Below are 23,361 nucleotides of genomic sequence, written 5' to 3'. Positions count from 1 at the left end.
ATGAGCGCACCCGACGATGTGCCGGTCGCCGGAACCGTCGTGCTGCTGCGCCCAGGGGAGAGCGGCGTCGAGGTGCTGCTGATCCGGCGGCCGGGTCACGGATCGTTCGCCGGAGCATGGGTGTTCCCCGGGGGCAAGGTCGAGGAGGCGGACCGGGCATCCGCCGCCTCCGAGCAGGACGACGCCCGCCGGGCAGGCGTCCGTGAGACAGCCGAAGAGGTGGGGCTCGCCGTCACGGGGCCGATGAGATCGCTGTCGTGCTGGCAGCCGCCGGTCGAGGCCCCGGTGCGGATCCGCACATGGTTCTTCCTCGCCTCCGCACCCGATTCCCCTCTGCGTCTCGCGTCGGGAGAGGTGGAGGAAGCGGCGTGGATCACGCCCTCGGCGGCCCTGCAGCGTCACGGATCAGGGGAGTGGACGCTCTTTCCGCCCACGTGGATGACGCTGCATCGACTGAGCGGATACGCGACGGTGAGCGCGGCCCTCGGGGCGGCCGGTGCGACGGAGACATACGCGACCCGCATCGAGCGGACCGCGGCGGGCACCTCCTACGTGTGGGAATCGCTGCGACTCGATACGGGCACGCTGCCGTGGCGGGTCAGCAGGCGCGACGGCGACGCCTAGTTCGCGAGCAGCCTGCGCAGATGGGATCCGACCGCTTCGGTCTCGATGAGGAAGCCGTCGTGGCCGAAGTCGCTGGCCAGCACGACGGCTTCGTCGCCGTCGAGGGTGTGAGGGATGCCGCGGGCGATGCGATGCTGTCCGTCGATCGGGAACAGCCGGTCGCTGTCGATGCCGAGCACGAGCGTGGTCGCCGTGACGGAGTGCAGCGCCTCTTCGACACCGCCCCTGTCACGCCCCACGTCGTGCGAGTTCATCGCTTCGACGAGAGTCACGTAGCTGTTCGCGTCGAACCGGCGCGTGAACTTGTTGCCGTGGAAGTCGAGATACGACTCCACTGCGAAGCGCCCGCCGTGGCCGAGAGGTGACACCCCCGATTGCCAGGAGCGCTGGAAGCGCTGATTGAGCTCGATCGGGCTGCGGTAGTTCAGCAGAGCCATGCGACGGGCGAGCGCGAGGCCCCGGTGCGGTCCGTCGCCGTCGGCGAGGTCGTAGTACTCACCGCCCTGGAATCGAGGATCCATGCGGATCGTCTCCAGCTGCACGGTGTTGAGTGCGATCTGGTCGGCTGTCGTGACCGGCGGTGACGAGAGCACCGCGAGGCGCTCCACTCGCTCCGGGTGGGCGATCGCCCATTCGAGGGCATGCATCCCGCCCATCGACCCGCCGACCACGGCTGCCCAGGACCGGATGCCGAGGTGATCGGCCAAGCGCACCTGGGCCGCGACCTGATCGCGGATCGTCAGGTAGGGGAAACGGGAGCCCCACTCATAGCCCGAGGGCGCGATGCTCGCCGGCCCGGTCGAGCCCTGGCATCCGCCCAGCATGTTCGGCGCGATCACGAACCACCGCTCGGTGTCGAGAGGTGCGCCCGGGCCGGTGATGTCCTCCCACCAGCCGGCCGTGGGGTGTCCGGCTCCGGCTCTGCCGCGCACGTGACTGTCTCCGGTCAGTGCATGCAGCACGAGGATCGCGTTGTCGCGCTCGTCGTTCAGCTCGCCCCATGTCTCGAAGGCGAGGCGGATGCCGGGGAGCTCTGCGCCGCTCTCGGTGCGGAATGCGCCGAACGACGCGAAGCGTCTGTCGCCCGCGGGATCCCCGTCACGCCAGGCGCCGGTCGCGGGTGGGCGTGCACGGAGCAGATGCACGTCGGCCTCCGTCACGGGCGCAGAAGGCACCGTGTCCTCGGAAGTCGTCTGCCAGTCCATGCTTCCCATTCTCGCCTGGTCGCCAGCGGCTCAGACGAAGGTTACGTCGCGGTGTGCCCCTGAACGCGGACATGCCCCGGACGGGAATCCGGGGCATGTCCGTCGTGACGCGGTGCCGATCAGGCGCGGGCTGCCTCCGACACGCGCCGAGCCGCCGCGAGCGCCTCGTCGAGGTCTGCCTTGAGATCCTCGACGTTCTCGATGCCGACCGACAGACGCACCAGGCCCGGCGTGACGCCGGCGGTGAGCTGCTGCTCGGGGGTGAGCTGCGCGTGCGTGGTCGACGCCGGGTGGATGACGAGGGAGCGCACGTCGCCGATGTTGGCGAGGTGGCTGAACAGCGACAGGCTGTTGACGAACTCGCGACCGGCTTCGACCCCGCCCTTGAGCTCGAACGAGAGGACTGCTCCGACGCCCTTGGGCGCGTACTCGTTCGCCTTGGCGTACCAGGGGGAGGAGGGCAGACCCGAGTAGTTGACGGAGGCCACGTCGTCGCGGCCGTCCAACCACTCGGCGATCTCCTGCGCGTTCTGCACGTGGCGCTCGATGCGCAGCGAGAGCGTCTCGATGCCCTGGATGAGGTTCCAGGCGCTCTGCGGTGCGATCGCCGAGCCGAGGTCGCGGAGCAGCTGCACGCGCGCCTTGATGATGTAGGCGAGCGGGTCGCCCACCGCGGTCGTGTAGCTGGCCCCGTGATACGAGGGGTCGGGCTCGGTGAGACCCGGGAACCGCTCGACGTTCTTGGACCATTCGAACGTGCCGCCGTCGATGATGACGCCACCGATCGTGGTGCCGTGGCCGCCGAGGAACTTCGTGACCGAGTGCACGACGATGTCGGCGCCGTGCTCGAACGGGCGGATCAGGTACGGCGTCGCGATCGTGTTGTCGACGATGAGCGGAACGCCGCCCTCGTGCGCCACATCGGCGACGGTGCGGATGTCGAGGATGTTGATCTGCGGATTGCCGATCGTCTCTGCGAAGAAGAGCTTGGTGTTCGGGCGCAGCGCACGGCGCCACTCCTCGGGGTCGTCCTGGTTCTCGACGAACGTGACCTCGATGCCGAGCTTGGCCAGCGTGTACTTGAACAGGTTGTACGTGCCGCCGTAGATCGAGCTCGACGAGACGATGTGGTCGCCTGCCTGCGCGATGTTCAGCACCGCGAAGGTCGACGCGGCCTGGCCGCTGGAGAGGACGAGGGCGCCGGTGCCCCCCTCGAGTGCCGCGAGGCGCTGCTCCAGGACATCCTGGGTCGGGTTCTGGATGCGGGTGTAGATGTTGCCGAACTCGGCCAGTGCGAACAGGTTCGCCGCGTGGTCGGCGCTGTCGAACACGTACGACGTGGTCTGGTAGATCGGCGTGGCACGGGCCTTTGTCACGGGGTCGGGAGCAGCGCCGGAGTGGATCTGCTTGGTCTCGAAACGCCAGGTCTCGGGTGCGGACATGTGTTCCCCCTGGAACTGTTGGAAGGTCGATACGAGTGATGCCGTTGCAGCGACAGTACGGAACATCCGCGGATGTCAACAGTCGTAGGGAAATGTGACGTAACGAACCCGAGCGTCCGGGAAGCGGTGGAAGGCCCGTGATTCAGTCCTGCGCCAGCAGAGCAGCGGCCCACGTGCGAGCGATCGAGAAGGGCTCGGAGAACGTCGCCATGCCCACGGTGACGATCGCACCCTCGTACAGCAGCATCATCGCCTTCGACATGGCGTCGGGATCGCGCACGCCCGCTTCCGCACAGAGCTCGTGGAACAGCTCGAGCAGCCAGATCTTCTGCCGGGAGACTTCCGGGAACACGGGGTGCTCGTCGTTGCCCTCGCCGATCTCGGCTCGAGCGTTGATGGCGCTGCACCCCTTGGGGCTGTTCTCTCCCGACCACGAGATCGCAGCATCGAAGATCGCCAGTACCCGATCGTGGCCCGGCGTCGGCACCTTGGCGAGCTCCGCCGCGACGTGATCGCGCCAGCGGGCGTCCCGGTGCTGCAGATACGAGACCACGAGGGCCTCTTTCGAGCCGAAGCGGTCGTAGAGGGTCTTCTTCGTGACGCCGGCCGCCTCGGCGATCGTGTCGACGCCGACCGCGTGGATGCCGCGCTCATAGAACAGCTGCGACGCGGCGTCGAGCACGCGACGACCTGCCGGTGTGAGGGGGAGGAGTTCGGGAACCGGCGGGATCATGCCCTCGACTATACCAATCTGTATAGTCGAGGCATGAGTAAACAGATCGGTATACTTTCGAGGTCGTGGACGGCCATCGCCGGCGCCGCGTTCCTCGTGACGTGGAGTTCGGGCTTCGTGATCCCGGCCTTCGCCACAGTCGAGGTCGCACCCCTGACGCTTCTGGTGTGGCGGTTCGTGCCCCTGTCGATCGTGCTCCTCGCGGTATCCCTCGCCTCGGGTCGGCTGACGACGATCGGCATGCGAGAGCTGCGTGCGCAGGCGACCGTCGGACTCTTCGCCCAGTTCGGGTACTGCATCGCGGTCTACGGCGCCGTGGCGGCGGGTATCGCGACGGGGACGGTCGCGCTCATCGACGCCGTCCAGCCTCTGGTCATGGCCGCACTCGTGGGGCCGGTCCTGGGGCTGAGGGTCCGAGGCTCCCAGTGGGCCGGGCTGGGGATCGGGGCGACCGGTGTGCTGCTCGTGGTGAACTCGCAGCTCGGTTCCTCGGGCGCGAGTCCTCTCGCCTACCTCCTGCCGGCGGCCGCCATGGGATGTCTCATCGTCGGCACACTCCTGCAGCGCAGATCAGGCGTCGTCGGCAGCGTGCTCACGACGCTGACGATCCACGTGTCCGTCACCGCCGCCATGCTGCTCGTGATCGCCGCCGCCACGGGAACACTGATCCCGCCGGCGACCGCGACGTTCTGGCTCGCGGTCGTGCTCACGGCGGTGTTCCCCACGGTCGCGGCATACGGGCTGTACTGGTGGCTGCTGCGTCGGATCGGCATCACCGCTCTGCAGGCACTGCTCTTCCTGATCGCCCCGACGACCTCGCTCGCCGGCGGTCTCCTGCTCGACGAGCCGGTCACGATCGTCACAGGAGCCGGGTTCGTGCTGTGCGGTGTCGGCGTCGCCATCGTCCTGCGCGGCGAGCGGCGCGCAGCGGATACGGCGACTCCTGGAGAACGCGACCCGGCGGTGCGTGAGACGCGATGAGCGGCGGAACATCGTACGGTGGAGGCATGGCTAACAGGCGTGCAGTGGTGACAGGGGCGAGCTCCGGCATCGGGGAGGCGACGGTTCGCGCACTGCGAGCCCGGGGATGGGACGTGGTCGGGGTCGCCAGGCGGGCGGACCGGCTCGCCGCGCTCTCGGCGGAGACGGGTGCGTCGTCCATCGCGTGCGACCTGACGGACGGCGAGGCGGTCGCCGCGCTCGTCGATGAGTTGCGCGCATCGGGGCCGGTGCATGCGCTCGTGCAGGTGGCCGGTGGCGCGCGCGGCACGGATCGCGTGGAAGACGCCTCGATCGACGACTGGCAGTGGATGTACGACGCGAACGTGCTGTCGAGCCAGCGACTCGTGGCCGGGCTGCTGCCGCTGCTGCGTCTGGCCGCTTCGGCGGACGGGCACGCCGACACGCTGTTCGTCACCTCGACGGCCGCACAGGTGGCGTACGCCGGCGGCGGGGGGTACAACGCCGCGAAAGCCGCTCAGTCCATGCTCGTCCACGCTCTGCGCCTCGAACTCAACGGAGAGCCCATCCGCGTGTCGGAGGTCGCACCCGGGCTCGTGCACACCGAGGAGTTCACGCTGAACCGGCTGAGGGGCGACAAGGTCGCAGCCGAGGCGGTGTACTCGGGCGTCGAGGCACCGCTGCTCGCCGCCGACGTCGCCGACGTCATCGCGTACGCGCTGGACGCACCGAGCCATGTGAACCTCGACCTGATCACGATGCGGCCGGTCGCGCAGTCGGCGAATCATCTGCTCGCCCGCGGCCCGCTCCGCGTGCGTCCGGTCGACTGACCCGTGACCGCACGCTCCCTCGCGCAACTCGCGGACGAGGGCACGATCGACAGAGGATGGGCTGACGCGCTCGCGCCGGCACAGGACGTCATCACCGAACTGGGAGAGCGACTGCGAGCCGAGCAGAGTGCGGGTCGCGGCTACCTCCCGGCGGGGGAGCACGTGCTCCGGGCCTTCCGGCGTCCGCTCGCCGACGTGCGCGTCCTGATCACGGGCCAGGACCCGTACCCGACGCCCGGGCATGCGATCGGTCTGTCCTTCGCGGTCGACCGCGACGTGCGCCCGCTGCCGCGCAGTCTCGTCAACATCTATCGGGAGCGGGAGAGCGACCTCGGCCTCCCACCGGCGCCGCACGGAGATCTCACCGCCTGGAGCGATCAGGGGGTGCTTCTGCTGAACCGTGTGCTGACGGTTCGTCCGGGACAGGCGGCGTCGCACCGGGGGTGGGGATGGGAGAAGGTCACCGAGATCGCGATCCGTGCGCTCGCCGCGCGCGAGCAGCCGCTCGTCGCGGTGCTCTGGGGCAACGACGCCGCGAAGCTGCAGCCGATGCTCGGCTCCACGCCCGTCATCGCCTCGGCGCATCCGTCTCCGCTGTCGGCGAGCCGTGGCTTCTTCGGCTCTCGCCCGTTCTCCCGCGCCAACGACCTGCTTGCAGAGCTCGGGGCGCCTCCTGTCGACTGGCGCGTCGAGGGAGAGCAGCCTCTAAGCTGATCGCATGCAGTTCGAGCCCGGTGACCGCCGACGCGTGCTGCCGCGTCACCTGCGCCCGCAGCCTGCCCCCGAGGTGTTCTCGTACTCGATCCGCGCCGCGCGATCCGCCGACCTCCCGCACGTGCGTGAGATCTACAACCACTTCGTCAGCAACTCCGTCGTCACTCTCGACGAGCGCCGCAGCAGCATCCCGTACTGGCGAGACAAGCTCGCGCTGCTGAACAGGCTCGAGTTGCCGTTCCTCGTGGCCGTCTCGCCGGGCGGAACGGTCATCGGCTATGCCCTCGCCCAACCGTGGGCCGGCAAGAACGCCTATCGGTTCACGGTCGAGGATTCGATCTACCTCGGCCCGGGGGCCGGTGGGAAAGGGCTCGGGGCCGCATTGCTGCAGGCGTTGATCGATGCGTGCGAGAAGCTCGGCATCCGCGAGATGGTGGCGGTCATCAGCGACACCAAGGCCGAGGCCTCGATCCGGCTGCACGCGAAGCTGGGATTCGTCGAAGCAGGGCGTATGGGGCGCGTGGGCCACAAGTTCGGTCGCGACCTCGGAACCGTGTACATGCGCCGAGCCCTGCGACCGGTTCGCAGGCGCAGGATCTTCGGCTCGGCCGCGCCGCGCTGAGGTCGTCGAGGATTGCCGGCGCTCACTCGTCCGCGGCGGGGATCACCGGGATCGCGGCCAGCAGCCTCTTTGTGTAGCCGTGCGTGGGGCGGAGCAGCACGTCGGTCATCGCTCCGCGCTCGACGATCTCCCCGTCCTTCATGACGACGACCGTGTCGCACAGATTCTGGACGACTCCGATGTCGTGCGACACCAGCACGAGGGTCAGGTCGGTCGTGCGCCGCAGCTCCACCAGCAGGTCGAGGATCTGAGCGCGCACCGTCACGTCGAGTGCGGACAGCGGCTCATCGCCCACGAGGATGCGCGGACGATGCGCGATGGCCCGAGCCAGTGCGATGCGCTGACGCTGCCCGCCGGAGAACTCGTGCGGATACCGGTCGGCCGTGTCCGGTTCGAGGCCGACATCCGAGAGGACCTCGCGTACGCGTCGGCCATGGTCACCCTCGATGCGCAACGCGCGCAGAGGCTCGCGGATGATCTGGCCCGCCGTCATCCGCGGGTCGAGCGACGCATACGGATCCTGGAAGACCAGGCCGGTCTGACGGCGAAGCCAGTGCAGCGATCTGGCGGGCGCCGACGCGTCCACACTTCGTCCGTCGACCGTGACGCTGCCGGCCGTCGGCCGATCGAGTCCCAGCAGCAGACGCACGAGCGTCGACTTGCCCGATCCCGATTCGCCGATGATGCCCAGCGCCGATCCCTCTGCGATGTCGAGGTCCGTCGGCGCGAGCGCGGTCTGCACACGCCTGCGTTCGGTCAGTGAGCGCTTCGGCACGGTGAAGTCTCTGCGCAGCCCGCGCGCCTCGATCAGGCTCATCGTCGATCTCCCTCCGGACGCCACACGGTGGCGGTGGCATCGCGCAGCAGACCCTGCGTCACGGGCGACGACGGGGCGGTCAGGAGCGTGTGCACCGTCTCGTGTTCGACGACGCGTCCGTGCTCGAGGACGACGCCGTCGGTGGCGACCTGCGCGAGCACGGCGAGATCGTGAGTGATGAAGGCGAGCGACATCCCCTCCTCCTCGACCAGTCGCAGCAGCAGGGCGAGGATCTCGGCCTGGATGGTGACGTCGAGTGCCGTCGTGGGCTCGTCGGCGATGAGGAGGCGGGGGCGGCAGGCGAGCGCCATCGCGATCGCGACCCTCTGGCGCTGCCCTCCGGAGAGCTGGTGGGGATATCGGTCGACGATCGCGGCAGGGTCGGGGAGACGGACGCGTGCGGCTTCTTCGATCGCTCGCTCGCGCGCCTCGCGGCGACCGATCCCCTCGTGGATGCGGATCGACTCCGCGATCTGCCGGCCCACGGTGCGGATCGGATTCAGCGCGGTGCGGGGCTCCTGGAACACGATCCCGATCTCATCCCCGCGCAAGGTCGCGAGCTCGCGGTCGGCGAGGCCGACGAGTTCCTTCCCCCTCCACCGGATGCTTCCCGAGGCGTGCGCTCCGTCGGGAAGGAGGCCGAGGATCGCGAGCGCCGTGAGCGACTTGCCGGATCCGGACTCGCCGATGAGGCCGAGTCGGCTGCCGTCGGGGACGTCGAAGGAGATGCCGTCGACCACGCGTCGCCCGTCGATCTCGACGACGAGGTCTCGGACCACGAGACCGTCGGCGTGCGACGAGCGTGCGTCAGATGCCCCTGCGGGAGGCCGCTCCTCCGGGTGCGACGTCATGCGACCACCGCCGGCAGATGGGTCTCGGCGGATCGATGCCGGAGGGTCGGGTCGGTGGCTTCACGCAGCCCGTCGCCGAGCAGGTTGAGGGCGAGCACCGTGAGGGTGATCGCGAGCCCCGGCCAGATGACCGAGAGAGGGTGCACGCCGATGTAACGCTGCAGGTCGGACAGCAGGAGCCCCCAACTGGGCTCCACGACGGAGGCGCCGAAACCGAGGTACGACAGACCCGCCTCGGCGAGGACCGCCACAGCCATCGACCACGACAGCTGCACGATGAAGACCGGCGCGACGTTGGGGAGCAGGTGACGAGTCAGGCTCTGCACGCTGGTGACGCCCGCTGCGCGCGCCGCCACGATGAAGTCGCTCTGCTGCACTCGGCGCAGCTCCGGCCGGGTGACGCGAGCGATGTTGACGCCGAATCCGATGCCCACCGACCAGATCACGACCCACAGCGAGCCGCCCCACACCGAGGAGATCATCATGGCGATCAGCAGCACGGGGAATGCGATGAGGATGTCGACGAACACGGCGACCGTCTCGCGCACCCATCGGGTCGTGAGGGCTCCGAGAGCGGCCAGGGCGACACCGACCAGCGTGGCGATGGCCCCCGCGCCGACGCTGACGAACACGGTCGTGCGCGCGCCCGCCATGAGGACGCTCAGGATGTCGCGGCCGGTGTCGTCCGTGCCGAGCAGATGCGGCCAGCCCGGGGGAGACCACCGGGCGCGGACATCCGCGTTCTGCGGGTCGAACGGTGTCCAGAACAGCGAGACCAGCGCGGTCGTCGCGACGATTCCGACCACGAGCATCCCGAAACGTCCCGTGGGGGTGTGCCACAGGCGTACGAGCCAGCGCGGCATCAGGCCTCCCTCTGTCGGGGATCGATCGTGCGGTGGAGGAGGTCGACGAGGAAGCCGACGACCAGGACGAACCCGGTGAGCACGAGCAGCTCGCTCTGCACCTTCACGAGGTCGCGGGTGCCCACGTCCGCCACGAGCATGCGGCCGATGCCGGGAAGAGTGAACAGCTGCTCGATCACGACCGCCCCGACGATGATCCCCGCGACCTGCAGACCGAGCACGGTGATGATCGACAGCCCGACCGCCGGGATCCCGTGCGTGATCAGAGCCCTGTTGCGGGTGAGGCCCTTCGCGGCCGCAGTGCGGACGAAGTCCTGATTCGCGGCCTGCAGGGTCGCGCTGCGGACGAAGCGCATGAGCATCGCCCCCTCGACCACACCGATCGTGAGTGCCGGCAGCAGCAAAGCCTCGATCGCCTTCGCCGGCGTGCTCCAGCCGGTGCGGGGGAAGCCTTGAGGAGGCAGCCATCCCAGCCAGACCGAGAAGACGACGATGAGCATCATCCCGGCCCAGACCACGGGGACCGCCGCGAGCGTCTGCGCACCGACCGTGAGTGCCGTGCCACCGGGCCGCCCGCGACGCAGGGCCGCGAGGATGCCGAACGGCACGGCGATGAGCACGGCGATCACGAGAGACATGACGCCGAGGGGCAGGGTGACCTGAGCCTTCTCGAGGAGCTCTTCACCGACCGAGGCTCCCGACAGCAGGGAGGTGCCGAGGTCGCCGCGGAACAGCCCGCCGATCCACTCCACGTATTGCGCCGACAGCGGGCGGTCGAGCCCGAGGGATTCGCGCAGGGCCTGCACCTCGGCGGGCGACGCCTGGGTCCCCGCTATGAGCTGCGCGACGTCCCCGGGGAAGACGCGCAGAGTGAGGAAGATCAGAAGGCTCGACACGAGGAGCCCCGCGATGAGCAGGGCCCCTCGGACGAGCGTGTACCGGATCACGAGCGGCGGATCGCCGTCACTACTCTGCGGCGACGGTGACGCCGGCGAGGTTGATCCGCGAGTTGATCGAATCCTCCGGGAAACCCGAGACGAGGGGGCTCACGGCCGTGATCGTCGCGCCGTTGTACAGCCAGTCGGCTGCGTGGTCCTCGGAGACGATCCGGGCGGCCTCCGCCAGCAGGTCTGCGGACGCATCGGCGTCGACCTCGGCGAGCGCCTGCGCGTACAGGGCCTGCACCTCGGGGTTGTCGTATCCGAAGTAGTACGCGGGGTCGGCGAAGTTGCCGAAGTCGCGGGGTTCGACGTGCAGCACGAAGCTGAGGTCGTAGTCGTGGTTGGTGTACACGTCCTCCAACCACGCCGGGAACTCGACCGAGTCGACCTTGAGCGTGACGCCGACCTTCTGGAAGTCCGAGATCAGGACCTTGGGCACGGTCGTTCCGTAGAACGTGGGGATCGTGAGCGTCAGCTCGAGATCTTCCTGACCGGCTTCGGCGAGCAGCTCCTTGGCCTTCTCCGGGTCGTAGGAGATCACGTCGGAGAGATCCTCGTAGCCCGGATCGAGTTCGGGGATCGGTCCGTAGAGCGGTGTGCCCGAGCCGACGGCGTCGATGAGCGCCTCGTGATCGATCGCGAGACGCAGCGCCTCACGCACGCGCACATCGTCGAGCGGGGCCTTGGCGTTGTTGAAGGCGAGGGTGGCCTTGTCGGTCGTGCGTCCGGTGGTCAGCGTGAAGGAGTCCTCGAGCTGGGGGGCCAGATTCGGGTCCACCGCGGTGAGCACCTGCACGCCGCCGTCGAGGGCCGCATTCACGCCGGCCGAGAAGTCGGGGATGTACTGGAACTCCACCTCGGCCACACCGGCCGGTTCGCCCCAGTAGGTGTCATTGCGCGCGAAGGTGATCGCGTTCCCCTTGCTCCACCGGCTCAGCGTGAACGGCCCGGTCCCGTTCTCGGCCGTCTTGAGATCCGTGGTGTCACCGGTCTGGAACACGAGTCCCGCGGGGCCCGTCAGAGAGAACAGGAAGTTCTGGTTCGGCGCGCTCAGCACGATCTGCACGGTGGCGGGATCGGGGGCGGTGATCTGCGCGATCGAGGCGAACTCCGCATTGCCCTGAAGCGTCGCGTCCGTGCGCACCGCCTCGTACGAGGAGACGACGTCGGCGGACGTGAGCGGGGTTCCGCTGTGGAAGGTGATGCCGTCATTCAGTGTGAACGTGTACGTGAGTCCGTCGGACGACACCTCGTAGTCGCGGGCGAGGCGGGGCACGATCTCGTTCTCCTGGTCGCGGCTGACGAGTCCCTCATAGATGTTGTCGATCAGGATCTGCTCGAGAGCGGCGCCGCTCGTGCGCCGGATGTCGAGGTTGGTGGGTTCGAGGACGAGGCCCACCTGCAGGGTGGCATCCGGGTCGGGGTCTCCGACCGGGGCGGTGGCCTCGGGCTCGGCAGTGCCGGTGCAGGCGCTGAGGATGACGGCGCTCGCCGCGATCGCGGAGATCAGCGCGAGACGTCGGGTGCGTCGGAACATGGGTGTTTCCTCTCGGGGCGGCAATTGCTGTGTGCCGGTGGAAATGAGCCTAGGGAAGAACGGGGGAGGAGGGCGCGGATCCGGAACGAATCGTCACAGAGCGGATGCTGCTGACGAGATCAGCGCGGCGAGCTGCACGGGCGCGGTCTCCTGGACGTTGTGCGTGGCATCGATGCCGACGACTCGGGCATGAGGCAGTCGAGTCGCGAACTCCTGTGCGTCCTCTGCGCTCACGAACCCGCGTTCGGCACGCACCAGAGTCACAGGGACCGCTATGCGAGAGAGGTCCTCCCAGCCCGTCGAACTCAGGCCGGCGGGGGTCGCGTCCTCGCCGGGGGCATGCGCGGCGAGCGTCTGAGCGGCCAAGTGCGCGAAGTGGTGCTTCCACTCGACTCGCCCGTCGGGGCGGACCCGAGTATTCAGGAACACGCCCCGCTCCGTCTCGGACCGCGTGCCGCCGAAACCCAGTGACATGGCACGGTCCACGAGCTCGTCCCGCGTCTCGAAATCGGTCGGTCCCGCATAGAACTCTCGCAGCGCAGCCGGACCCGCGGAGGTGTCGATGCCGGGGGTGATGTCGATCACGATCACCTCTGCGACGAGATCGGGACGCTGCGCGGCGAGTGCGGCGGCCGTCAGGCCGCCCAACGACTGACCGACCACGAGTTGAGGACCGTCGGTCCACTCGTCGAGCGCATCTGCCACGTCGACCGCCAGGGTGCGCGGGGAGTAGTCCGCGTCGTCGCGCCACGAGGAGTCGCCGTGTCCGGCGAGATCGATCGCGAGCACCGGCATCCCGAGGGCGAGCACGGTCGTATCCCAGGTGTGAGCGTTGAGTCCCGCTCCGTGGAGGAGGGTGACGCGCGGTGCCCCCGAGCCGAAGCGAAGGGCGCTGAGATGCCGGCCGTCGGGCAGTCGTCGAGTGAGGCGCTCGACCATCGGAGGCTCTACCCCGAGGACGTCGGCCTGCGCGGGAAGATAGCTGAACTCGGAGATGTCGATCGCCACCCGCATATTCTCCCTGGACTTGATGGTCGGCGAGAAATGCAGAAACAATATGACCAGTCGCAACCGCACCTGCCTTCACAGAATGACGACAAAGATGCGTTTTCAGTGATCTAGCTGCATTCAGCGCTCGACGGAGACGCGCGGGAGGAGTCCACCATGACGGAATATCATGAGTCGTATGAGCGAGACGCGAGTGCACCTCTCCAAGACCGAGCCGGCGGCGTATCAGGCGCTCGATGCGTTCTCGCGGACGGTCGGAAAGATCTGCGCCGAGAACGGCATCGACGATCGGCTCAAAGAGATCGTCATGATCCACTGCTCGCAGCTCAACGGATGCAGCTTCTGCACGCGCCTCCACGTCGATCGGGCGCTCGCCGCGGGGCTCGACACCGACACGCTCATGCAGATCTCCACCTGGCGTGAGAGTGGGGTGTTCACTGAGCGGGAGCGAGCGGCGCTGGAACTCGCAGAGGCGTTCACCTTCATCGCGGAAGAGGGCATCTCGGACGAGGTGTACGACCGTGTCGGCAGCACCTTCACCGAGAAGGAGTACGCGGCGCTCAGCTGGGCGTGTGTCTCGATCAACGCCTTCAACCGCATCGTCGTGGCGGGGCGGTACCCCGTGCCCCCGCGCGAGACACAGGCCCAGGCATGACCGTCCTCGACGTCGAGGGCGTCACGAATGTTCGAGACGTCGGTGGGATGCCCGCGAGAGGCGGTCGGATCCGGGCGGGCGTGCTTCTGCGATCCGGGCAGCTCTCCGGAGTGACCACCTCGGGGGCGGAGACGATCCGCAGGGCCGTCGCACACATCGTCGACCTGCGAGACGGCGAAGAGGTCGCTGCCGAGCCCACAGAGATCCCGGGGCCGGACACGACGCACCTGCCGCTATTCCTCGGCTCCGTGCGCTCGTTCTTCGAGAGCGACACCAGTCTGGAAGACCTCTACCTGCATCTGCTCGAGGAGAGCGGTGAGCGCCTCGTCGAAGCGATCCGCATCGTCTCCCACGGAGACCCGACTCTCGTGCACTGCACAGTGGGGAAGGACCGCACGGGCGTGACCGTCGCCCTCGCGCTCGCCGCGGTGGATGCCGACCGGGAGGCGATCATCGCGGACTACGCGCTCACCGAGTCGCAGCTGCCGCCGGAGCGATCGAGGAACATCGTCGCCTATCTCAGATCGCGGCACCCCGAAGCCGTGCACGCCGTCGCGCTGGCCACTCAATCGCCCGCGCCCGTGATGCGAGCGCTACTCGACGGCGTCGACGCGCGCTGGGGATCGGCGGCCGGCTACCTGCGGGCCAACGGAATGGCGGATGCCGAGCTGGTGGCGCTGCGTGAGGCGCTCGTCGAGCCTTTCCCGGATGAGGAACGCGAGCAAGGTTAGGCAACCCTTCTCCTGGTGTACCATGGACACATCATGAGCACCTCCCTCGACACACGCAGCGCACGCGCGGAGCGCCGTGCCGCACGTCGCCGTGCACATCACCTCGTGACGGCGGATGAGAACTCTCTGCTCGAGCTCGAGACCTTCCTCGCGACGCTGCCGCTGTGCGCCTCAGGTCGCGTGTTCATCGAAGTGGCCGATGTCGCAGACATCACGACGATCGACGCCCCCGCTCGGATGACCGTGACGTGGCTCGCGCGCGCCGAGCGTTCCGGCGCAGTCGGCTCAGGACGCGCCTGCTCGCAGGGGCAGGCTCTGGCGAGGGCCACCTGCGCATGGGCGGACGAGATGCTGTGCGACGGCGAGGTCGAGACCAACATCACGCTTCTCGGCGGTTACCTCGGTACGGCAGACATCGTCGACCACCTCACCGGCACGCTCGGGATCGCACCGGCGACGATCTACACGCCCGAGCGGTTCGGGCTCCTGTCCACCGACCGCTGAGCCCTCGGACGACGCACGTAGTTCCCGTCTTCGAGCCCGGCCTCGATCTCGAAGCGATTGCGCAGCGGATCCCGTCCTGCGAACAGGTACAGCACCGGGAGCAGAGCGCCGTAGCGCAGCCACTGGGCCTTGTGCACGGCTTCGTGACGCAGCACGGCGTCGGTGGGTTCCGCGTCGCCGGTCAGGAAGCAGCCGCCCACGCAGACACCGCCGCGGTTGAACGTCCAGCGAGGCATCCCGCGGAAGATCCAGAGCCCTGCACGCCGCTCGACGGGACCGGTGCTCCACAGTGAGCCCCAGACCCAGCCGACGAGGGTGCCCCACCGATAGCCGAGACGGCTGAGGGGGGACCGGAGCAGGAAGGCGGGGATGCGACGATCGAAGCGCCGACCCCGGGCGAGGATCAGATCGGCGGTGGGACGCCAGTCGTCGTTCACGCGAGCGCGCCGATCAGCCGCAGCAGTGCACCGAGGTCGTCCACGGCATCCGACGGTGAGCGCGGTGCGAACCCCGCGATCGTCGCACCCGCGAGCGGAACGCGCTCGCGCAGGGTGCGGATCGCTGTGCTCACCGTGCCCGGTGTGAGGCCGAAGGGCACCGCCGAGGAGACTCCGGCGAACTCCGCGGGGTCCAGCACGTCGACATCGATGTGCACCCAGACGCGCCGGGCTCCGGTGGATGCGACGGCATCCGCGAGAGCGTCGGCACGTGCCAGATCCTGCACGGACAGCTGGACGAGACCGTCGAGCACGTCGACCTCGGCGTCGTCGAGGTTGCGCATGCCGACAGCGACCACACGTTCGCGGGGTATGCCGGGCGACAGCACCACCTGCGGCTCGCCCTCGCCGAGGACCGCACGCAGCGCCATGCCCGAGAAGGCACCGGATGGCGACGTCTGCGGGGTGTGCAGGTCTGCGTGAGCGTCGAACCAGACGACCGCGACGTCGTCTGTTCCGCCCGGAAGCGCCGCGAGCGCGGCGACGGTCACGCTGCAGTCGCCGCCGATGACGACTGTGCCGTCGGTCCCTGCTGCGGCGACCTGATCGCGGGTGCGGAGCAGGGAGCTGAGCCGGCGGACGCCCGTCCCGAGCGATTCGCCGGCTTCGACCGGCACATCCAGCACCGTGGTCGACGCGCGGGGGAGATCGCCCGCGATCGCGGAGGCGCCGTCGACGAGGAGCATCGCTCGGGCGGCGGGGGATCCCTGCCACTGCGGGACGACGAGGAATCGCACCATGGTGCCTCCAGTTGTCAAAGAGCGGATGCCCCGGAGCGTTCGGCTCCCGGGGCATCCGCCTTTGGTGTCAGGATCCTTCGATCGCCCCACGAGGGGCGGAGCCGCCGGCCTTCAGCTCGGCGAGACGAGCCTCGACCTCAGTGAGCTCGCCGAGGTCCTCCAGGCTCTCGAACTGCGCATCGAGACTCGACGCGGCGAGTTCGATCTTGCCCTGCGCGAGTGCCTCCTGGCGCCGGACCTTGTCTTCGAAGCGTCCCAGTTCGCTGGTCGGGTCGAGGACGTTGATCGACGAGACCGCATCCTGCACCTTGGTCTGCGCTTCAGCGACCTTCGCGCGGGCGAGCAGTTCGCTGCGCTTGTTCTTCAGCTCGCCGAGCTTGTCCTTCATGCCGTTCAGGCCCGACTTCAGCTTGTCGACGATCTCGGTCTGAGCGGCGATCTGTGGCTCGGCTCCGGTCGCCTCACGCTCGGCGCTGATCTGGCGCTGGAGGGCGATCTTGGCCAGACTGTCGAACTTGTCGGCGTCCGTCGCGTTGCCGCTCGCGCGCATCTCGTCTGCCTTGCGGCTCGCGGCGAGAGCCTTGTTGCCCCACTCCGTGGCCGCCTGGACGTCTTCTTCGTGGTCCCGCTCGAGCAGGCGAAGGTTGCCGATCGTCTCGGCGATCGCCGACTCGGCGTCGGCGATGCTGTTGGTGTAGTCGCGAACGAGCTGGTCGATCATCTTCTGCGGGTCTTCCGCGGAGTCGAGCAGCGAGTTGATGTTCGCCCGGACGAGTGTCGAGATACGTCCGAAGATGGACTGCTTGGTCATGCTGTGTTCCTTTCAGAGGGTCGTAATCGATGTCTGGGGGGTGGATGCGAGTGCGGTCAGAAGCGGCGTCCTCCTGATCGGCCGCTGCGGCCACTCGAGCGGCTGCCGCCTCCTCCGCCGAACCCGGAGCTGCGGAATCCGCCGCCCCCGCTGGAACGCCAGCCGCTGCTGCGCGAGGATCTGCCGCCGCCGCCGCCGGACAGCAGCCCGCCGATGATGCCGCCCAGGATGTCGCCTCCGAGGCCGGAGCCGCCGGACGTGCCGCCGAAGATGCTTCCGCCACCTGTGCTCCATCCGCTCTCATAGCGGCTCGGGCTCATGGCTTCGACGTCTGCCTGCGCGGAGGCGGCGGCTTGACGGGCGAGCTCGAGTGCGCGCCCCGCGTCGGTGAGCGCGGCTTCGGGATCGGACGATCGCAGGCTGAGCGCCTGGGTCAGTATCGCGTCGGCCTGCGACAGCCGGGTGCGGGCCGTGGATCCCACCGTGCCCCGTCGCGTCTCGATGTACTGGCGCGCCGCTCGGATCTCGGAGCCCGCCTGCGTCAGAGTCTGCTCGAGCAACTGCTCGGTGCGTCGCGCACGTTCCACGGCCTGTGTCCCCTGCGCTATCGCGGCATCGATCTGCATGTTGGCCACGGTGAGCGCTTCGAGCACGCGCCGAGGACTCCGCGACGTTCCTGAGAGGTCGGCCTGCGCGCGCTGCAGTTGCTGCGCGGTCGTCGCCGAGACCGTCGCGAGAGTGCCTCCCGCGTCGGGGAGCTGCTGTGCCGCGGCGATGTCGGCCTGCAGCTCGGCCACGAGAGCCTGCGCCTGGGATTCGATGCCGGCGAGCTCGGCACCCAACGCGGTCACGGCGTCGATCAGCTGTGCCGCCTGCGCCACGGACTGCTCGGCCGTGCGGATGGCGAACGCCGCCTCGCCCGAGCGACCGGCCGTGATCGCCTGCTGCGCGGCCTCGATCGAGCGGTCCGCGAGTGCTGCGCGCTCCTGCGCCTGTGCGGGATTGTCGACGACGGTGCTCAGCGCCGAGGCGTCGTACGTGGCGGAGAGCGCAGCCAGTGCGGGGCCGCCGCTCGCCAGCAGAGGCGTGAGAGCGGCTCGCTCGCCGCGCACCCGTTCCAGCTCCTGAGGGGCGTTCTGCTCGAGCTTGCGCAGGGCGTCGAACGCCTCGGTGTTCTCGTCGAGGACGTCGTCGATCTCATCGCACAGTCGGATGATGCGGATGTGCCAGGCGCGACGATCGTGGACGGTGTCCTCGATCTCGTCGTCGAGCTTCTGCTTGAGCTCGAACGCCTCCGACATCTTGGCCTTCGCGACCTCGAGCGCTCCGCTGAACTCCGAGGTCGCGGCGTCGCCGAACTGCGCCACGGCGAAACCGAGCTCTTCCCGACTCGAGGTGATCGCGTCGTCGGCCTGCACGAGCGCGATCCCCGCCTGGGTCTGCACCTGTTCGTCGGTCAGGGTCGAGAAGGGGTCGTCCGGGTCCGGCGTCTCGGGCATGGCCCCGCGCCTGCGGATCTCCGCGTTGCGACGGGCGCGCCGCACGAGGGCGATGATCAGCCACACGATCAGGCCCAGAGCGATGACCCCGACCACGACGATAGTGGCGCGCAGGGCGCCCGCACCGCCGTCGCCCTGGATCTCGTCGGCGGCGAGGACGATCATGCCCTCCCAGTCCTCCTGAGCGGCGAGACCCTGGATCTTCTCCTCGACATCGTCGAGCTTGCTGTCGCTGAGCGGCCCGTCCGGCGCCGCCGAGATGTAGTAGCTGCGTCCGTCCACGGCCACCGCGAGCAGATACTGCTCCGACCCGAGGTTGTTGCTTTCGGCCACGGTGTCGGCCCAGGCGACATTGTCCGACGGCGACGTGAAGTCGTCGACGAGGACGACGAAGAGGTCGGAGGTCGAGTTGTCGCTGAGCGTCTGGAGTCGCGCCTCGACCGCATCCTCCTGGCTCGCGCTGAGGACGTCGGCCTCGTCGGTCACGTACCCGGAGTCGAGCGTGAGCGGATCGGTCGCGGACGCCGCCGAGGGAAGGAAGGCTCCGACAGCTGTGGCGGCCACCAGTGCGGCCAGCGTCAGCCACCGTTTCTTCATCGTGTTCCCTCCGACCGGCAGCCGAGCCCCATGGCACGAGTCTATGCACAGACTCCGACACGCGACAGGTTCCGCGCGGGGATAGCCGTTCGCCCTCAGCGGAGACACATACGCTGGAAGGCATGGACGACAGGTACGGATCTGATGTGCTCGCTGCCGGCTGGAGGGAACGGGCCGCGAAGCCGGTGCCCCAGGTTCCGGCCGAGCTCGATCTCGTCGTCGAGGTCGCGCAGGACGGATTCTGCGGAGCGGTGACGCGCGTGCAGGGCGGCAACGTCGAGCTCGAGGACAGACTCGGACGCAAGCGCCTGTTCCCCCTCGGCGGTGGGTTCCTGATCGACGGCTCGCCGGTGCGCCTGGCAGTTCCCGCGGCCAAGGAACAGGGTCTGCGGCGCACGGCATCCGGATCCTTCGTCGCCGCCGACCAGCGAGCCCGTGTCGCTCTACCCAGCCGGATCCTCGTGGAGGGCAAGCACGACGCCGAGCTGGTCGAGAAGGTGTGGGGCGCCGACCTGCGGGTCGAGGGCGTCGTCGTCGAGTTCCTGCAGGGAGTCGACCTGCTCGACGAGCTTCTCGCTGCGGAGCCGCCCAGCCCCTCGCGCCGCTACGGGGTCCTGGTCGACCACCTCGTGCCCGGCTCCAAGGAGTCGCGGATCGCGGATGCGGTGGCCCGGGGCCCGCACGGGAAGCATGTGCGCATCGTCGGTCATCCGTTCGTGGACGTCTGGCAGTGCGTCACCCCGCATGCTCTCGGCATCGCGAAGTGGCCCGAGATCCCGCGCGGGACGGACTGGAAGACGGGGATCTGTCGGGCCTTCGGCTGGCCGTACGAGACGCAGGCCGACACCGGCCGCGCCTGGCAGCACATCCTGTCCAAGGTGCACACCTACCGCGACCTCGAACCCGCGCTGCTGGGCCGGGTCGAGGAGCTGATCGACTTCGTGACCGCTCCCGCCTCCTGATCCGCGGTCGAGGGCGCGTCGCGGCGCCGACTACCCTGGAAGCATGCCCGAACCCCGCACTTTCCGCGACGAACCGGTCTCCTTCGTGCGCCGCAGCGGCCGCATGTCCGATGCTCAGGAGCGTGCGTTCGAAGAGCTCGGACCGCACTACCTGCTCGACGTGCCGCGCGACGTCGCGTGGACCTCGGTGCACCCGGAGGCGCGTCTCGATCCTGCGGGCGAGTACGGGCGCGAGGCCGATCTGTACGTCGAGATCGGCTCCGGCCAGGGGCACGCGATCGTCGCCGCCGCGTCGTCGCGCCCCGATGACGACTTCCTCGCCGTCGAGGTCTTCCGAGCCGGTCTCGCCAGGACGATGCTCGATGCCGACCGCGAGGGCGCCCGCAACATCCGCGTGGTCGAGGCGAACGCCCCCGAGGTGCTCTCGTCGTATCTGCCCGAGGCCGCGGCTGCGGAGGTGTGGATCTTCTTCCCCGATCCGTGGCACAAGAAGAAGCACACCAAGCGCAGGCTCGTGCGCCAGGGCTTCGGCGACACGGCCGCGCGTGCACTGCGCGACGGCGGTCTTCTCCGGCTCGCGACGGATTGGGAGGACTACGCGCTGCAGATGCGCGAGGTGCTCGACGCCGAGCCGCTGTTCGAGCGGGCGTTCGACGGCGAGTGGGCTGAGCGATTCGACGGTCGTGTCATGACCGCCTTCGAGCGCAAGGGCATCGCGAAGGGACGCGACATCCGCGATCTCGTCTATCGGCGTAAGTCGCGCGCGTGATCACGGAACGACGCACGTCGGCCTCCTGGCCCGCCATCGTGCCGGCACTGTTCGTGTGCGCCGCGGCCCCGGCTTTCTTCGTCGCTCAGATCCCCTGGCTCGGGTGGGTGCTCCTCGCGCTCGGAGTCGGAGGAGCGTGGCTCGTCGAACGCCGTCGCGCGGCGCCCGCGGACATCGCCACGAGCGGCGGGGCGCGGGGCGAGTCGGCGCGAGCGCTCGAAGGGGACCGTCAGCCGTCGCTCACCAGGGATCTCGCGCTCATCGCCCTCGGCATGCTCATCGTGAGCATCATCCCGCTGGCTGCCGAACTCGACAACCTCGCGATGCTGCGGTTCACGCTCGCGCTCGGCGGGGCGGTCGCCGTCCCGTACCTCGTGTCGCGCTTCGTGTTCCGAGATCGGGCGATCGGATTCCCCTGGCGCGCGCATCGGCGGTGGGGACGTCTGCAATGGGGATGGCTGGTGGCTGTCCTCGTGCTCGGCTGGCTGATCCTGCCCTTCTACTTCATCACGAGCGGCGTGTATCAGAACTGGCCCGTCGTCGACTCGCCGGATCTCATCGCTCGCCTGTTCGTGGGCGTCGGAGCCGTCGGCATCTGGGACGAGCTCTTCTTCATCTGCACCGTCTTCGCCCTGCTCCGGCGGCACTTCCCCGATGCGCTCGCCAACGTCCTGCAGGCGATCGTGTTCGTGTCGTTCCTGTGGGAGCTCGGGTACCGCGAGTGGGGCCCGCTGCTCACCATCCCGTTCGCGCTCCTGCAGGGGTTCATCTTCATGCGGACGCACTCGCTCGCCTATGTCGTGACGGTGCACCTGCTGTTCGACGCGGTGGTCTTCGCCGTGCTCGTGCACGCCCACAACCCCGGCCTGCTCCCGATCTTCCTGATCTGACCGGCGTGGCATCGATACGATGAGGCATGCTCATCGTCGGACTCGTCCTCGCCGCGGCCGCTGCCGCCTTCCACGTCTTCATCTTCGCGCTCGAATCCCTGAAGTGGACCGAGCCCGAGACGAGGAAGATCTTCGGCGTCGCGAGCGAGGCCGATGCCGTCACCATGAAGGCGCTCGCCTTCAACCAGGGCTTCTACAACCTGTTCCTCGCGCTGGTGACGATGCTCGGCGTCGGCCTCGTGATCATCGGCCTCACGACGGTCGGCCTGACCCTGGTCTTCGCCGGCACCGGCATGATGCTGGCGGCGGCGCTCGTGCTCGTGCTCTCGGACTCGTCGAAGCTGCGCGCGGCCGCCATGCAGGGCACGCTGCCCCTGCTCGCGATCATCGCGACAGCGATCGGCGTCGCGATCGCCTGAGTGCGTCCCGCCGTCCGGAAGGGGTGACAACCCGAGCGCCACGGGCCACACTCGTTGCATGACCGACTGGGTTCTGCACGTGGACATGGACCAGTTCATCGCTGCGGTCGAGGTGCTGCGCAGGCCGGAACTCGCCGGAGTGCCCGTGATCGTGGGCGGGCGCGGTGATCCCACCGAGCGAGCCGTCGTGTCGACCGCATCGTACGAGGCGCGTGCCTTCGGGATCGGGTCGGGGATGCCGTTGAAGATCGCCGCGCGCAAGGCGCCCGAGGATGCGGTCTTCCTTCCCGTCGACCACGAGGCGTACGAAGCGGCCTCCGCGGAGGTGATGGATGCGCTGCGCGCCCTGCCCGGGATCGTGCTCGAGGTCATCGGGTGGGACGAGTGCTTCCTGGGCGTCGTCACCGACGATCCTGAAGCCACGGCCGCGATGGCTCAGCGGGCGGTGTTCGAGGCGACCTCCCTGCACTGCTCGGTCGGGATCGGCGACAACAAGGTGCGCGCGAAGATCGCCACCGAGTTCGGAAAGCCACGCGGTGTGTTCCGTCTCACCGCCGAGAACTGGTTCGAGGTGATGGGGGAGAAGTCCACACGTGACCTCTGGGGCGTGGGGCCGAAGGTCCAGAAGCGGCTCGCGGCGCACGGAATCCGGACCGTGCGCGAACTCGCGGAGTCCGATCAGGACCCGCTCGTCTCCGAGTTCGGACCGCGGATGGGCGTGTGGTACCACGGGCTGGGGTCCGGGATAGGGCCGGCCGTGGTCGACAGCACTCCCTGGGTGGCGCGGAGCCACAGCCGCGAGACCACCTATCAGCAGAACCTCACGACCGAGGACGAGGTGCGCGCAGCGCTGACGGAGCTCGCGGGGCTCGCCTTCGACGACTGCGCCGCCGAGGGGCGTCCCGTGATCCGCGTGCACCTCAAGGTGCGCTACGCACCCTTCGAGACGCGGACGTTCGGCCGCAAGCTGCCTTCGCCGGCGAGCGAGCGTGCAGCCGTGATCGACGCCGCCCTCGCGCTCGGCTCGACCCTCGATGCGCGCCGGGAGGTGAGGCTTCTGGGCGTGCGCGCCGAGATGGCGATGCCGGAGGGCGGCGACGCGATCGAGCGGACTCCGGTGCGAGGGCGGATGTGACGCGG

26 protein-coding genes are annotated in these 23,361 nt (G+C 68.9%); 13 read left to right on the top strand and 13 right to left on the bottom strand.

Annotation, left to right across the window (positions count from 1 at the left end; all coding sequences use genetic code 11):
• Nucleotides 1–624 carry an NUDIX domain-containing protein gene (locus RWO82_RS05635; protein ID WP_314424516.1) on the top strand — a complete coding sequence of 208 codons (624 nt, stop codon included), beginning with the start codon at nt 1–3 and terminating at the stop codon, nt 622–624.
• Here RWO82_RS05635 and RWO82_RS05630 read toward each other — a convergent pair.
• The 3 genes from RWO82_RS05630 to RWO82_RS05620 all read right to left on the bottom strand — a co-directional run bounded on the left by RWO82_RS05630 (nt 621) and on the right by RWO82_RS05620 (nt 4,004).
• Complete coding sequence (locus RWO82_RS05630; RefSeq protein ID WP_314424513.1) at nt 621–1,829, bottom strand: homoserine O-acetyltransferase; 1,209 nt, start codon at nt 1,827–1,829, stop codon at nt 621–623. The two genes, RWO82_RS05635 and RWO82_RS05630, sit on opposite strands and share 4 nt — an antisense overlap.
• A gap of 119 nt (nt 1,830–1,948) precedes the next feature.
• On the bottom strand, nt 1,949–3,271 hold the full coding sequence (locus RWO82_RS05625; protein WP_314424510.1) for a bifunctional o-acetylhomoserine/o-acetylserine sulfhydrylase: 1,323 nt from the start codon (nt 3,269–3,271) through the stop codon (nt 1,949–1,951).
• Between the two features lie 142 nt (nt 3,272–3,413).
• On the bottom strand, nt 3,414–4,004 hold the full coding sequence (locus RWO82_RS05620) for a TetR/AcrR family transcriptional regulator (protein WP_314424507.1): 591 nt from the start codon (nt 4,002–4,004) through the stop codon (nt 3,414–3,416).
• A 33-nt stretch (nt 4,005–4,037) separates the two neighbouring features.
• Between RWO82_RS05620 and RWO82_RS05615 the strand changes: the two genes are divergently transcribed.
• From RWO82_RS05615 to RWO82_RS05600, 4 genes are read left to right on the top strand one after another with little or no spacing between them, the layout of a single operon-like run.
• A complete protein-coding gene (locus RWO82_RS05615; RefSeq protein WP_314424504.1) occupies nt 4,038–4,985 on the top strand; it encodes a DMT family transporter in 948 nt (315 codons plus the stop codon).
• 26 nt (nt 4,986–5,011) lie between these two features.
• Complete coding sequence (locus tag RWO82_RS05610) at nt 5,012–5,794, top strand: SDR family oxidoreductase (RefSeq protein WP_314424501.1); 783 nt, start codon at nt 5,012–5,014, stop codon at nt 5,792–5,794.
• A gap of 3 nt (nt 5,795–5,797) precedes the next feature.
• Nucleotides 5,798–6,508 carry a uracil-DNA glycosylase gene (locus RWO82_RS05605; protein ID WP_314424498.1) on the top strand — a complete coding sequence of 237 codons (711 nt, stop codon included), beginning with the start codon at nt 5,798–5,800 and terminating at the stop codon, nt 6,506–6,508.
• A 4-nt stretch (nt 6,509–6,512) separates the two neighbouring features.
• Nucleotides 6,513–7,130 (top strand): GNAT family N-acetyltransferase, encoded by a 618-nt coding sequence (locus RWO82_RS05600; protein WP_314424495.1) that lies wholly within the window; start codon nt 6,513–6,515, stop codon nt 7,128–7,130.
• Between the two features lie 22 nt (nt 7,131–7,152).
• Here the strand turns inward: RWO82_RS05600 and RWO82_RS05595 are convergent, their stop codons facing one another.
• The 6 genes from RWO82_RS05595 to RWO82_RS05570 all read right to left on the bottom strand — a co-directional run bounded on the left by RWO82_RS05595 (nt 7,153) and on the right by RWO82_RS05570 (nt 13,153).
• Nucleotides 7,153–7,947: an ABC transporter ATP-binding protein gene (locus tag RWO82_RS05595; protein ID WP_314424492.1), complete on the bottom strand. Its 795-nt coding sequence runs from the start codon at nt 7,945–7,947 to the stop codon at nt 7,153–7,155.
• A complete protein-coding gene (locus RWO82_RS05590; RefSeq protein ID WP_314424490.1) occupies nt 7,944–8,798 on the bottom strand; it encodes an ABC transporter ATP-binding protein in 855 nt (284 codons plus the stop codon). Before RWO82_RS05590 ends, RWO82_RS05595 begins: the two co-directional genes overlap by 4 nt.
• Entirely contained in the window at nt 8,795–9,661 is an 867-nt protein-coding gene (locus RWO82_RS05585; protein ID WP_314424486.1) for an ABC transporter permease, read from the bottom strand. Before RWO82_RS05585 ends, RWO82_RS05590 begins: the two co-directional genes overlap by 4 nt.
• Nucleotides 9,661–10,608 (bottom strand): ABC transporter permease, encoded by a 948-nt coding sequence (locus tag RWO82_RS05580; RefSeq protein ID WP_314424483.1) that lies wholly within the window; start codon nt 10,606–10,608, stop codon nt 9,661–9,663. The genes RWO82_RS05585 and RWO82_RS05580 overlap by 1 nt, the downstream gene beginning before the upstream one ends.
• Before the next feature lie 19 nt (nt 10,609–10,627).
• On the bottom strand, nt 10,628–12,139 hold the full coding sequence (locus RWO82_RS05575) for an ABC transporter substrate-binding protein (RefSeq protein WP_314424481.1): 1,512 nt from the start codon (nt 12,137–12,139) through the stop codon (nt 10,628–10,630).
• 93 nt (nt 12,140–12,232) lie between these two features.
• On the bottom strand, nt 12,233–13,153 hold the full coding sequence (locus RWO82_RS05570) for an alpha/beta hydrolase (protein WP_314424480.1): 921 nt from the start codon (nt 13,151–13,153) through the stop codon (nt 12,233–12,235).
• Between the two features lie 172 nt (nt 13,154–13,325).
• Here RWO82_RS05570 and RWO82_RS05565 point away from each other — a divergent pair, with 172 nt between their 5' ends.
• The 3 genes from RWO82_RS05565 to RWO82_RS05555 are packed head-to-tail and all read left to right on the top strand — an operon-like array spanning nt 13,326 to nt 15,037.
• The gene (locus RWO82_RS05565; protein WP_314424477.1) at nt 13,326–13,802 is read left to right on the top strand and encodes a carboxymuconolactone decarboxylase family protein; all 477 of its coding nucleotides are present in this window, start codon (nt 13,326–13,328) and stop codon (nt 13,800–13,802) included.
• Nucleotides 13,799–14,533 (top strand): tyrosine-protein phosphatase, encoded by a 735-nt coding sequence (locus tag RWO82_RS05560; protein ID WP_314424475.1) that lies wholly within the window; start codon nt 13,799–13,801, stop codon nt 14,531–14,533. Before RWO82_RS05565 ends, RWO82_RS05560 begins: the two co-directional genes overlap by 4 nt.
• Before the next feature lie 33 nt (nt 14,534–14,566).
• Nucleotides 14,567–15,037 (top strand): SIP domain-containing protein, encoded by a 471-nt coding sequence (locus RWO82_RS05555; protein WP_314424472.1) that lies wholly within the window; start codon nt 14,567–14,569, stop codon nt 15,035–15,037.
• Here the strand turns inward: RWO82_RS05555 and RWO82_RS05550 are convergent.
• The 4 genes from RWO82_RS05550 to RWO82_RS05535 all read right to left on the bottom strand — a co-directional run bounded on the left by RWO82_RS05550 (nt 14,995) and on the right by RWO82_RS05535 (nt 19,181).
• Nucleotides 14,995–15,474, bottom strand: a complete 480-nt coding sequence (locus tag RWO82_RS05550; protein ID WP_314424470.1) for a Fe-S oxidoreductase — start codon at nt 15,472–15,474, stop codon at nt 14,995–14,997. The genes RWO82_RS05555 and RWO82_RS05550 overlap by 43 nt on opposite strands.
• Nucleotides 15,471–16,274, bottom strand: coding sequence for an arginase family protein (locus RWO82_RS05545; RefSeq protein WP_314424468.1), 804 nt, complete (start codon nt 16,272–16,274; stop codon nt 15,471–15,473). The genes RWO82_RS05550 and RWO82_RS05545 overlap by 4 nt, the downstream gene beginning before the upstream one ends.
• Nucleotides 16,275–16,341: 67 nt before the next feature.
• Nucleotides 16,342–17,085, bottom strand: a complete 744-nt coding sequence (locus RWO82_RS05540) for a PspA/IM30 family protein (RefSeq protein ID WP_314424465.1) — start codon at nt 17,083–17,085, stop codon at nt 16,342–16,344.
• Between the two features lie 56 nt (nt 17,086–17,141).
• Nucleotides 17,142–19,181 (bottom strand): TPM domain-containing protein, encoded by a 2,040-nt coding sequence (locus tag RWO82_RS05535; protein ID WP_314424462.1) that lies wholly within the window; start codon nt 19,179–19,181, stop codon nt 17,142–17,144.
• Nucleotides 19,182–19,303: 122 nt separating this feature from the next.
• Here RWO82_RS05535 and RWO82_RS05530 point away from each other — a divergent pair, with 122 nt between their 5' ends.
• Genes RWO82_RS05530 through RWO82_RS05510 form a run of 5 tightly spaced genes read left to right on the top strand, consistent with a single transcriptional unit; the run spans nt 19,304 to nt 23,356 of the window.
• Nucleotides 19,304–20,143: a DUF3097 domain-containing protein gene (locus RWO82_RS05530; RefSeq protein WP_314424458.1), complete on the top strand. Its 840-nt coding sequence runs from the start codon at nt 19,304–19,306 to the stop codon at nt 20,141–20,143.
• A 43-nt stretch (nt 20,144–20,186) separates the two neighbouring features.
• The gene (gene trmB, locus RWO82_RS05525) at nt 20,187–20,912 is read left to right on the top strand and encodes a tRNA (guanosine(46)-N7)-methyltransferase TrmB (protein ID WP_314424455.1); all 726 of its coding nucleotides are present in this window, start codon (nt 20,187–20,189) and stop codon (nt 20,910–20,912) included.
• Nucleotides 20,909–21,802, top strand: coding sequence for a CPBP family intramembrane glutamic endopeptidase (locus tag RWO82_RS05520; RefSeq protein WP_314424453.1), 894 nt, complete (start codon nt 20,909–20,911; stop codon nt 21,800–21,802). The genes trmB and RWO82_RS05520 overlap by 4 nt, the downstream gene beginning before the upstream one ends.
• 26 nt (nt 21,803–21,828) lie before the next feature.
• Nucleotides 21,829–22,221: a DUF1304 domain-containing protein gene (locus tag RWO82_RS05515; protein WP_314424451.1), complete on the top strand. Its 393-nt coding sequence runs from the start codon at nt 21,829–21,831 to the stop codon at nt 22,219–22,221.
• A gap of 58 nt (nt 22,222–22,279) precedes the next feature.
• Complete coding sequence (locus tag RWO82_RS05510) at nt 22,280–23,356, top strand: DNA polymerase IV (RefSeq protein ID WP_314424449.1); 1,077 nt, start codon at nt 22,280–22,282, stop codon at nt 23,354–23,356.
• Nucleotides 23,357–23,361 lie beyond the last annotated feature (5 nt).

Origin of the sequence: uncultured Microbacterium sp. (assembly GCF_963521645.1) — a bacterium.
Taxonomy (GTDB): domain Bacteria; phylum Actinomycetota; class Actinomycetes; order Actinomycetales; family Microbacteriaceae; genus Microbacterium.
This window is presented reverse-complemented; position numbering and strand designations above follow the sequence as displayed.